General features: G+C 66.1%; 8 protein-coding genes and 1 pseudogene. 6 read left to right on the top strand and 3 right to left on the bottom strand.

Translation table 11 applies throughout. The features are described from left to right. Positions 1-55: 55 nt before the first annotated feature. Complete coding sequence (locus D187_RS55575) at positions 56-322, top strand: hypothetical protein (RefSeq protein WP_155893686.1); 267 nt, start codon at positions 56-58, stop codon at positions 320-322. A gap of 386 nt (positions 323-708) precedes the next feature. Here D187_RS55575 and D187_RS52790 read toward each other — a convergent pair whose 3' ends face one another. Beyond that, positions 709-1749 carry an AlbA family DNA-binding domain-containing protein gene (locus tag D187_RS52790; protein ID WP_076606254.1) on the bottom strand — a complete coding sequence of 347 codons (1041 nt, stop codon included), beginning with the start codon at positions 1747-1749 and terminating at the stop codon, positions 709-711. Between the two features lie 219 nt (positions 1750-1968). Here D187_RS52790 and D187_RS54210 point away from each other — a divergent pair. The 3 genes and pseudogenes from D187_RS54210 to D187_RS30285 all read left to right on the top strand — a co-directional run. Further along, positions 1969-2789, top strand: a pseudogene (locus D187_RS54210) (IS3 family transposase); the annotation flags it as partial. A gap of 149 nt (positions 2790-2938) precedes the next feature. Next, positions 2939-3064 carry a hypothetical protein gene (locus D187_RS58890; protein WP_002624789.1) on the top strand — a complete coding sequence of 42 codons (126 nt, stop codon included), beginning with the start codon at positions 2939-2941 and terminating at the stop codon, positions 3062-3064. A gap of 55 nt (positions 3065-3119) precedes the next feature. Then, a complete protein-coding gene (locus D187_RS30285) occupies positions 3120-3938 on the top strand; it encodes a hypothetical protein (protein ID WP_002624790.1) in 819 nt (272 codons plus the stop codon). Between the two features lie 26 nt (positions 3939-3964). Here D187_RS30285 and D187_RS30280 read toward each other — a convergent pair whose 3' ends face one another. Continuing rightward, on the bottom strand, positions 3965-7012 hold the full coding sequence (locus D187_RS30280; RefSeq protein WP_002624791.1) for a DEAD/DEAH box helicase: 3048 nt from the start codon (positions 7010-7012) through the stop codon (positions 3965-3967). A gap of 163 nt (positions 7013-7175) precedes the next feature. Here D187_RS30280 and D187_RS30275 point away from each other — a divergent pair, with 163 nt between their 5' ends. Further along, positions 7176-8093 carry a glycosyl hydrolase gene (locus D187_RS30275; RefSeq protein ID WP_002624792.1) on the top strand — a complete coding sequence of 306 codons (918 nt, stop codon included), beginning with the start codon at positions 7176-7178 and terminating at the stop codon, positions 8091-8093. Positions 8094-8099: 6 nt separating this feature from the next. On the opposite strand, the gene D187_RS30270 is transcribed toward D187_RS30275, so the two are convergent. Then, positions 8100-9653 (bottom strand): SDR family NAD(P)-dependent oxidoreductase, encoded by a 1554-nt coding sequence (locus D187_RS30270; protein WP_002624793.1) that lies wholly within the window; start codon positions 9651-9653, stop codon positions 8100-8102. A 154-nt stretch (positions 9654-9807) separates the two neighbouring features. Here D187_RS30270 and D187_RS30265 point away from each other — a divergent pair, with 154 nt between their 5' ends. Continuing rightward, on the top strand, positions 9808-10635 hold the full coding sequence (locus D187_RS30265; protein ID WP_002624794.1) for a TadE family protein: 828 nt from the start codon (positions 9808-9810) through the stop codon (positions 10633-10635).

The following is a 10635-nucleotide window of genomic DNA, read 5'->3' as shown; positions in this document are numbered from 1 at the left end:
CCAACGCGGCCTGAGTCGGTGAACGGTTACCGTCATTTATGAGGCGGGTCTTGCGATGGCAAAGAATCGTGCTGGCACCATCTTCGTGGCGCTCGGCAATGCGGAAATGCCCTCAGATATTAGTGGCATTCACATTGTTCGTCTTTCTGACAAGCATGAGCATCGAAAGCTTCTTTTCGAGAAACTGAAGACCGTCGGCTGTACCGTTGATGAGACTACGGACGACTGGCGGACAACCGAGTTCGGGGGCAACTTCGCAAGCTGTCTTCCTGCCCCGCTCGACGTGAATGACCCCTTCATGTCCCCAAGCGGCACTGACTGAAGCGATCGAACCAAGCGTGCTCTCGACTGTAGTCCCATGCTCAACACGGAGTCCTGCTGAAAGCTGAAGGGGTGGCTTTGGAGGCACCTTCCCAGTCGTTTCACGGCGCCTCTCGGACCTCGGCTACCGTAACATCCCCAGCAGCAGCCACGCCTCCATGAGCTTTGCTGGCTCGTGCGGCTCACCTCCAGGTTGCGCCGCCCGTGCTCGGCCACTCTTGCGCGCGACGCGGTGTCAAAGGGCCGGGGCTTGGGAAATCCATCCCTGTGGCTTTTGTATGTGGCGGTAGCTTTCTGATTATCGATTACTCCGAAGGAATTCAGTCGCTCTTTTCCCGATGCTTGCATCATCACGTTTAGGGCTCCCCCATTCCCAAGAGGAATAGCCTATTTCCCACGCGCAAGCCAATGCTCGCATTCCAGCCCAAGTTCCATCTCGTCAAAGATCGGTTGCGTATCGTCCATATACACTCGCCAGTTCGCTTTGAAATTGCCTGCCGCGATCGCCTTCCCTTTAGGGACCACCAACATGCACGCGCCAATTTGATGAGCACTACCAGGAAAAACCTTTTTCTCTCCTGGGTGGTATGTGGCCGTGCCGACGTTGAGTACATTTAGGTCGCTTTGAAGGCGAAGAATTATTTCATTCACCTTGCGTCCACTGTCATCATGAATATCGAATTCCGGGGAGCACGACAGATGAACCCGCGCCAGAAAGTCTCGGATTGTAAGCTCACCCTCGTTCATGAGTGCGAGGTCTACTTTGTACTCGTCATATAAGGCCGGACCATCCCACCCAGACTCTATCAGCCGGATTCCCTTTTCCACAGGATCTTCAATGCCCGCAACCAGAGCCCGCGCCTTCTGATCCTTCTCTTCGGCGGAAGCTGTCTGACTTACGTTACAAACAACAATACGGGCTCGTGGAACGCGTCCCTGCATCATCCGCAGGCGAATCTCGTGGTCCGGCAAGGGCTTGGCCTCGAACTCCGACCGACCATAATACAGGAAATCTGAGGCTTGGTAGGCAGTGGAACCACGCGGAACACTAATGACATATGCAACCTGAGTCCCTTCTGCCATTACAACTCTCTTGAGCCTGAGGCCGGGCAAATAGGGTCTGAGGTTGCTCTCGATTACTTGTTGAAGCCATTCTGGGGAAATCAGTTCTGTGCCGACTCCCTCCAGGGCAACAGCGTACCTCCCGCCTTTCCCTTTCTTTTCCTCCTCAATGCCTATGACGATTGTGCCGCCTTCTGAATTGGCGAAGGCCGACACCTCGGGTGTCAAGATGTCAGCTAGCTTCTTGGCGTTCTTATGATGCTCATCCAGAAGCTTCTTCGATTTAAATTCAAGACGTGAAGACTCCTGCTGTCCCACGAGGTTCTGGAGATCCGATTCCTGCCATTCCCAAGGCTTGCTGGTCATTACAGCCTCCTTCAGTTCGAGCGCAGCATATCCCGGTTGTCAGCTTTGTACCCCCTGATCTTCTAGTGTAGGCCCACCTTGGAACTAAACCCCACTGGCTCAGTCAGCGAAGCCAAGTCCCCGTTCCGGAGGGTCCACGAACCTCGGAACCTCGCCTCATGGGACTGATCCGCTTTTGTGGACATACCTCGTAAGTCGGCTACACGGGAGGTAGTGTCCATGGAGCGAAGAAAAAGACGGAGCTTCAACGCGGAGTTCAAGGCCGAGGCGGTCCGGCTGGTGCGCGAGGGAGGCAAGAGCGTCCCCCAGTGGCCAAGGACTTGGACCTGACGGACTCGGCTCTGCGCAACTGGGTGAAGCAGGCGGAGGTGGACGAGGGCAAGGGCCCGGCGGGAGTGCTCACCACGGCTGAGCGGGAGGAGTTCGCGCGACTGCGCAAGGAGGTGCGTCAGCTGACGATGGAGCGCGACTTCTTAAAAAAAGCGGCGGCCTTCTTCGCGAAGGAGGGCTCGACGTGAAGTTCGAGCTGATAGACGCGCAGAAGGCCCACGTTCCCGTGAAGTTCATGTGCCGGCAGCTGGGCGTGTCGCGCTCGGGTTATTACGCTTGGCAAGAGCGCCCGGAGTCAGCGCGGCACGCGTCGGACCGGGTGCTGGCCGAGGAAGTCACTCGGGTGCACCAGGACAGTCGCCGCACGTACGGCAGCCCGCGAGTGCATGCGGAGTTGCGCGCCCGCGGCCAGCGGGTGAGCCGCAAGCGCGTGGTGCGACTCATGCGTGAGCAGGGCCTGGCCGCGCGCAGACGACGACGCTACGTGTGCACGACGGACTCGCGTCACCGTCAGCCCATAGCGCCCAATGTGCTCGCGAGGGATTTCTCTCCCGCGCAACCCAACACCACCTGGGCGACGGACATCACCTACGTGGGCACGCGCGAGGGGTAGCTGTACCTGGCGGTGGTGCTCGACCTGTTCTCGCGCAAGGTTGTGGGTTGGTCCATGAGCGAGACCATGGACCGGCACCTGGTGCTCAACGCGCTGGGCGCTATCTGGCGGCCCTCAACAAGGCCGTCGACCCTGACAAGAAGCTCGTGGGAGGCACCGGTTTCGAGGGCTCCCTCTTCATCGACTTCGAGAACGGGGGAGCGCTCTGGCAATTGTCAGGAGCGGGCGGCCCAAAAGGAAGAGCCCTTGCCCAGGGAAGAAATAGAACAGCACGGAGAGCTGGCCGAGCAGGCCATCCGGGTTGCCTATGAAGGGGGTGAACGCCCCAAGGGCTTCCAGGGCCAGGTCTACCTGCCTGGCGACTGCCGTTGAACGGGCGGGTCAGGCGCTTGAGGAATTCCTGGCCGCGATGGTAGGGCGAGAGGCCATGACGACGAACCCGTCCACGGTACTTGAGTTTCCAGCGTGGCTCTACGGCACCATTGCCACCATCCGCCGTAAAGTGAGAGCCGAAGGCAAGTGGTGGGCTCGGGAGTACATCAAGACCGGTGCCTTCCCCCAGCCCCGGCAGCTGCGCCAGATGCAGCCCGGTGAGGTGCTGGTGATGCACTCGGGGGCCGAATTTGGTGCGCCTCGGGACTGCTGGCGGATGCACATGTTCGTCGGCATTTTCCTGGACTTGAATGAAGGCGTACAAGAAGAGGAGCGCCTGCACGCGAGGGCCGCCTTCGAGACCTTCTGCCTGAACACGCCTTGGGGGGCGCTCTACCATGCCGTGTCTCCGCCGCCACCGCGAAGCGCCAGGCGCATAGCGGACCGGCTCGCTTCCGTGCTCCGCTTCTGGGACGTGCTCCAGGGCCCTCGCTATGCGTTCTGGTCGTTCGATGACGACTACACGCTGGAAGCGCTCATGGATGACGTCTGGCGCAAGACCCTGGAGGCATGGTGCCCCGGGGGCCCCGCCCCGCTCCGCGAGCACCTGGCGCTGACGGTGGAGCGCGTGGCTCACGCGACCCGCGAGGAATGCCTGGAGGCAGTGCTCCGGGTGATTCCCCTCATCGTGGAAGGGGACAACGACTTGAAGCACCCCGAGGTGCTCCGCGATCCGGGCTTCCTGCGCGAGCGCCTCTCCGCGCTTCCCCCGGAGAAGTTCGTCTCGCTCTCCGGCGCTGAAAAATACACGGTGTCCGCGCAGTTATCCGCTTGGGACAGGGAGTTGGGACGTCAAGGCGCTGGAAATAAATAAAGTCGCCAACATCGCCTGATCACTCTTCAGTCGAGCAGTTGCATGAGGTCCGCCCGGGTGATGGCCGCTCCCCCCGAGGCTCCGCCGAGCGCGGACTCGAAGAGCGCCCGCTTCTTCTCCTGCAGGGTGAGGATCTTCTCCTCCACCGTGCCCCGGGACACCAGCCGGTACACCATCACCGGCCGCTGCTGGCCGATGCGGTGCGCGCGGTCCGCCGCCTGCGCCTCCACCGACGGGTTCCACCACGGGTCCACCAGGAAGACGTGGTCCGCCGCCGTGAGGTTGAGTCCCGTGGCGCCCGCCTTGAGCGAAATCAACATCACCGGTGGGCCCTCCGGATCCTGGAACCGCTCGGCCACGCCACCGCGATTGGCCGTGCTCCCATCCAGCCGGATGAAGCCGATGCCCGCCTCCCGCAGCGCCGGCTCGATGAGATCCAACATGGACGTCCACTGCGAGAAGACGAGCGCCTTGTGCCCATCCGCCACCGCGGTGCCGAGGGCCTCGATGAGCGCCTCCACCTTGGAGGACGTCTTCGCCTGCTGTCCCGGCACGAGCGCGGGGTGGCACGCCGCCTGGCGCAGCCGCAGCAGCGCCTCCAGCGCCTTGAGCACGCTGCCCCCCTCCTCGAGCTGGGACACCACCTCCTCGCGCGTGGCGGCGTACACCGCGTCATAGACGGCGCGCTCCCGCTCGCTCAGGGTCACGTGCCGCACGGACTCGGTGCGCGGCGGCAGCTCGGGCGCCACGTCCCGCTTGAGCCTGCGCAGGACGAAGGGACGGATGCGCGCGCGCAACCGCTCGGCCGCGCCCTTCTGGTTGTCCGACACGGGCCGCGACCACCGCTCCTCGAACTCCTTGCGCCCGCCGAGCAGCCCCTGGTTGGTGAAGTGCATCAGGCTCCAGAGCTCCTCGAGCCGGTTCTCGATGGGCGTGCCGCTCAAGGCCACCCGGAAGGCGGCCTGTAGCCCGTACGCCGCGCGCGCCACCTGGCTGTCCGGGTTCTTGATGGCCTGGGCCTCGTCCAGCACCACCGTGTCCCACTCCTTCGCGCCCAGCACCTCCGCGTCCAGGCGCAGCAGCGCGTAGGTGGTGAGCGTCACGTCGGCCGTCTCGTCCAGGACGCGGCCGGGGCCGTGATAGACGGACACCTTCAACGAGGGACGGAAGCGCTTCACCTCCGCCTCCCAGTTGGGCAGCACGCTCGTGGGCGCCACCACCAACGAGCCCGGCCCCAGCGTGCAGATCGTCTGCAACGTCTTGCCCAGACCCATGTCGTCCGCGAGCACGCCGCCCAGTCCCGCCTGCCGCAGGAAGGTGAGCCAGCTCAGGCCCTGGAGCTGGTAGGGGCGCAACGTGGCGGTGAGATCCTCGGGCAGCCGCGCGTCCGGCAGCTTCTCGAAGCCCTGGACCAGGGGCGCCAGCCGCTCGAGCCCCGGCGGAGGGGGGTGCTCCAGCGCCTCGCACAGCCCGGTGAGCTGAGGAATGGCGTGGTTGGCGAGCCGCCCATCCTTCCCCCGCGCGGACAGCAGTTCCGCCACGCGCTGGCCGTGCGTCTTCAGCCACTCGGTGGGCAGGGGGGCCCATCCGCCACCCTCCAGCGGCACCAGACCGAGCCCCTCCTCCCACGCGCGCATCACCGCGCCCGCGTCCACCGAGCGGGGCGCGCCATCCCCCGCGCCCTCCACCTGGAAGTCGAACGAGAAGCCCACCTGGGGCACCCCATCCCGCGTGGCGCCCGCGTCCACCGACAGCACGGGGCGCAGCTGCACGTCGGGACTCACCACGCGCGCCGCGTCGCCGGTGAGGTCGCCCCGCCAACGCCGCAGCTTGTCGGCGAGCTGCACCGCCTCCTTGCCCTGCACCGTCACGCGCCGGCCGGGCACCATGTTCAGCTCGTCGCGCAACTGGTGGATGAGCTTCTGCTCGGCGGCCTCGTCGCGCACGGGCACCGCGCCCTTGAGATACACCATGCGCCCGTTGTCGATGCGCACCGAGGGCGGCGCGCCGTACACCAGGGTGGGCAGCACCGACAGCCCGGAGTCGAGCTGATTCAGCTCCACGGAGATGCGCGGCTCGAGCGTGCGATCGATGGGCGGCAGCCGCTGGCTCTTCACGTCCACCGGCATGCGCCGCGCGAGGTCCGGCAGCACCTTGCCGGTGAAATCCCCCATCTGCGCGGGCGAGAAGACCTTCTCCTGCGGCAGGCTCTCCAGCCACGCGCCGGTGAGGCCCTGCTCGCCGAGCGGACAGAGCGCGCCCCCGCACACCGCCACCCCGGCACTCACCACCTCGGTGATGCGCGGATCCTTCTCGATCTTCAGCACCGTCTGCTCTCCACGGTCCTCCACGGTGACGCGCGGCAGGAGGGGCTCGCTCGACACGGACACCAGCGCGCCGTCGAAGATCACCGTGCGCGCGGGCTCCAGCACGCGCAGCAGCGCGCCGAGCCGCTCGGGAGGAAGCGCGCCCTTCGTGGGCCGCGCCAGCAGCTTGTCCGCGAGCAGATCGCACGGCTCCACGTGGATCCGCGCCGCCTCCACGGGGTTGGCCATCAGCGACGCCAGACTGCGCGCGAGCAACCGCGCGGTGTTGTCCGGACGCACCAGCAGGCGCTCGAGTTGCAGTCCTCCGTCCACGCGCTTGAAGCGGTACACCATGCGCTCCGGCTTCGGCGCGGTGCCTGGGCGCGCAGCGGCCTGGGCCGCGGGGGCCTGGGCGGGAGCGGGCCGGTTCGGAGCGAGCCGGTTGGGAGCGGGCATGGGCCGAGCGGCGGGACGCGGCGCGGCGGCGGCCTGGGTCCGCGATTGGTGGAGGACGATGGCCGCCGCCACCACGTGCTCGCAGGGATCCACCCGGCCGCGGCAGTCACACTCCCAGATCTCGTCCTCCGGGTAGAGCACGGTGGTCAGGGGCGCCGGCCTGCCCGCGGCGCGCACCCGCAGGACGGCCTCTTCCTCTCCGACGGACTGCACCGAGACGGCACCCGCGCGGGCCAGGCCCATACCCGCGGACCAGGTGTCCGGGCGCGCTTCCTCCCGGACGGCTTCGAGCAACTCCGCGGTCACTGACATACGAGGACTGCTATCCCCGCGCCGGGCCCCACGCAAAAAAAGGCCTCGGGCCCCGAGCGGATCCGCTCCCCGGGTGTGGCCATCGCTGGAATTCCAACACGCTTGTCGCGGCATCCGGAGGTGGGGATGATGCGCGCTTCCTCCCGGTCGAAGGTGAAGACATATGAAATCCCTGGTCGCGTCGGCGTGCATCACGGCATTCCTGCTGTTGGGCTGTGGTGCGAGTCCTTCCAACACGGGCACGCCCCCGGATGACACGGGCACTCCCCCCACCGGGGGAGACGGGGGAACCCAGCCGGTGGTGACCAAGAGCGCCAAGCGCGGAATCGCCTTCGACTTCGCGGCGCCCGCGGATCTGGCCGCCGTCGCTCCCGGGGTGAGCTGGTGGTACAACTGGAGCACCCGGCCCCACGCGAACATCCCCTCGGACTACCGCGCCCGCTACGGCATGGACTTCATCCCCATGCTGTGGAACGGCAACTTCGACGCCGCGAGCACCGAGTCCTTCCTCAAGGCCCATCCGGAGATCCAGTACCTGCTGCTGCTCAACGAGCCCAACCTCAATGATCAGGCCAGGATGTCGCCCCAGGACGCGGCGAAGCTATGGCCCCGCTACGAGAGCGTCGCCGCGAACACGGGGGTGAAGCTGGTGGGCCCCGCGATGAACTGGGGCACCCTCGAGGGCTACTCGGATCCGGTGGTCTGGCTGGATGCCTTCTACGCGGCCTACCGCGGGGCGAACGGCAACCGCGCGCCACGCATCGATTACCTCGCCTTCCACTGGTACGACTACGGGCTCGCGGGCCAGCTCGATCGGCTCAAGAAGTACGGCAAGCCCTTCTGGGTCACGGAGTTCGCCAACTGCCACAGCCAGAAGGATGGCGCGCAGATCGACTCGGTGGCCAAGCAGAAGGCCCAGATGGCGGACATGGTCGCCGTCTGCGAGAGCCGCGACGACGTGTTCCGCTACGCCTGGTTCACCGGCCGGTGGACGAATGACCCGTGCTTCGCGAGCCTGCTGGGCGCGCCGGGCACCCTGACGGAGCTGGGCGCCCACTACCTCTCGCTGCCCCACCGCTGACGCGCCTCACCACTGCGTGTGGCGGTAGTCCTTGAAGAAGTTGCCCCACACGTACTGGCCACTGTTCACCGAGGAGATGACCGGATCCACCACGCGCGCCGCTCCGTCGACGATGTCCAGCGGCGGCTGGAAATCCGTCTCCCGCTGCTTGCGCTCGGCGAAGACCGCCGGGTCCTCGTCGGTGATCCAGCCGGTATCCACCGCGTTCATGAAGATGCCGTCCTTGGCGTAGTCGGGCGCCGAGGTCAGCGTCATCATGTTCAGCGCGGCCTTGGCCATGTTGGTGTGCGGGTGTTTGTCCGTCTTCGTCCCGCGCGAGAAGCTGCCCTCCATGGCGGAGACGTTCACGATGTGGCCGGGCTTGGAGCGCTCGCGCATCATCAGCGGCTTGAGCTTCCCGCAGAGGATGAAGGGCGCCACCGCGTTCACCAGGTGCACCTCGAGCATCTCCGCCGTGGACACGTCCGCGAGCCGCATCCGCCAGGAATTCATCTGCCGCAAGTCCACCTGCTGAAGGTCCGCGTCCAGCCGGCCCTCGGGGAAGAGGGCGCGCGTGTCCCCCTCCTGCTCGAGGGCGTACGGCAGCAGCGACAGCGCGGCGGACGAGTGGATGCCGAGCGCGGGATCGGCGCTGCGCCACGTGGGCTCGAGCGCCTGGGTCCCCTCCCCCAGGAGGGGACGCAGCCCGGCGACGCACGTCTCATGTCCGGCGAGCAGCGGGCGCGCCTCCACCGGGAGTTCGTCGACGGGGAGCAGCTCCCCCTGGAGCAGGTGCGCGTAGAAGCCGGGGGGACGGCGCACGGTCTGCGCCGCGTTGTTGATGAGGATGTCCAACCGGTGGTGCGTCTGCTCGACGTGCCGCGCGAACAGCTCGACACTGGGGGCGTGGCGCAGATCCAACCCGTGCACGTGCAGCCGGTGTGACCACTCCGCGAAGTCGGGCTCGCGCAGGTAGCGCCGCGCCGCGTCCTTGGGAAACCGCGTGGTGGCGATCACCCGCGCCCCCGAGCGAAGCAGCATCAGCGACGCCTGATAGCCAATCTTCACGCGCGCCCCGGTGATGAGCGCCACCTGTCCGGACAGGGGCGCCCGCTGGGTTCGCTTGGCGTAGTTGAAGTCCGCGCACGCCCCGCACATGGAGTCGTAGAAGAAGTGCAGCTTGCGGAACTCCGCCTTGCACACGTAGCACCTGCGCGCGACCTCGAGCAGCCGCTCCGGCCCCTCCGAGGGCGGCGGCGGAAGCAGCGGCACCGTGAAGACGGCGCTCCGGCGCAGCGAGCGGATCTCCGTCCCCGCGCGCAGCCCCCGGTCGTGCTCGCGCTTCGCCTCCTTGCGCTCGCGCCGGAGCGCCTTGACGAGCCGCACCTTCGTTTCCCGATCCGGGTGCACCACGTGGCCCGCGGCGGTCAGCAGCGCGATCCGTTCCTCCTCGGGGATGGCCATGAGCAGGCGGCGATCCCCGACCAGGCTCTCGAGCAGTTGCGTGCACCGGCGCACCTCGTCGAGGGAGGGCGGGGGGGGCACTTCGGCGGGGGGGGTCTGGACTTCTGCATCCTTCATGCCCCGAGTCCATACCCTCTCGCGGCGGGGTCCGGAAAGGACGGAGGAAGTCGCCCCGACGGGCAGGAAGTGGACAGGCGGGCCCTGAAACGATGTGCTCGGCCAGTTGACGGATGCCCTACATCGTCCCCTCCAAGGGAAATTGGCGCCCACTATGAAGATGACCCCCACATCTTCCCGGGAATCGGGTCAAGCGGCCGTCGAGGCGGCGCTCATCCTCCCCATGATGGTGTTCATGGTGCTGGGCATCATCCAGCTGGGAATGATGTATCAGGCGCGGCTGATGACGGAGTACGCGGCCTACCGCTCCGCGCGGGCGGGAATCGTCAACCACGGGCACTGTGAGTTGATGCGCAACGCGGCGTACTTCGCCGTGCTGCCCACGCTGGGGCCCAGGCCCTCGGGAGAGTCGGGCCGGGTCGACGATCTGGAAAGAGCGATCGCGGCCTACAAGGAGTACGCCGTCAAGGGAACGACCGACCCGGTGCTCTTCCACAGCGGCACCAAGCTCGAGAAGGTGCGCGTGGAGGTGCTCAACCCCAAGCGGAGCCAGATCTCGGGGCTCTTCTCCTCCTATGGCGACGCCATGATGTCGCAGGAGATCGACTACGACGACGTACGCGACGACACCATCGTCCGCGCCAACCTGCTGACGGTGCGCATCACCTATTTCTACGAGATGCGCATCCCCTTCGCCAACTGGCTCATCCACGGCTGGTTCATGGGCTTCGAGTCCCTGGACAAGCTCAGGGGCCTCCAGTTCGAGAACCAGCGTCTGGGGGGCGAAGCCTCCCACCGGGCCCTGGAGAAGCTGGGCGCGAACAAGGGCAAGACGAGCCGCCAGAAGGGTGACTACAAGCTCATCTCCGGCCTCGCCCTGGACAAGCGCAAGTACATCATCCCCCTGAGCGCGAACTATTCCATGCGCATGCAGTCCAACATGATGCAGAAACACGTCAGCCCCTGCGCGGTGGACGAATGA

It is taken from the genome of Cystobacter fuscus DSM 2262 (assembly GCF_000335475.2).
GTDB lineage: Bacteria > Myxococcota > Myxococcia > Myxococcales > Myxococcaceae > Cystobacter > Cystobacter fuscus.
The sequence above is the reverse complement of the archived record's forward strand: the minus strand, read 5'-3'. Positions and strand labels throughout refer to the sequence as shown.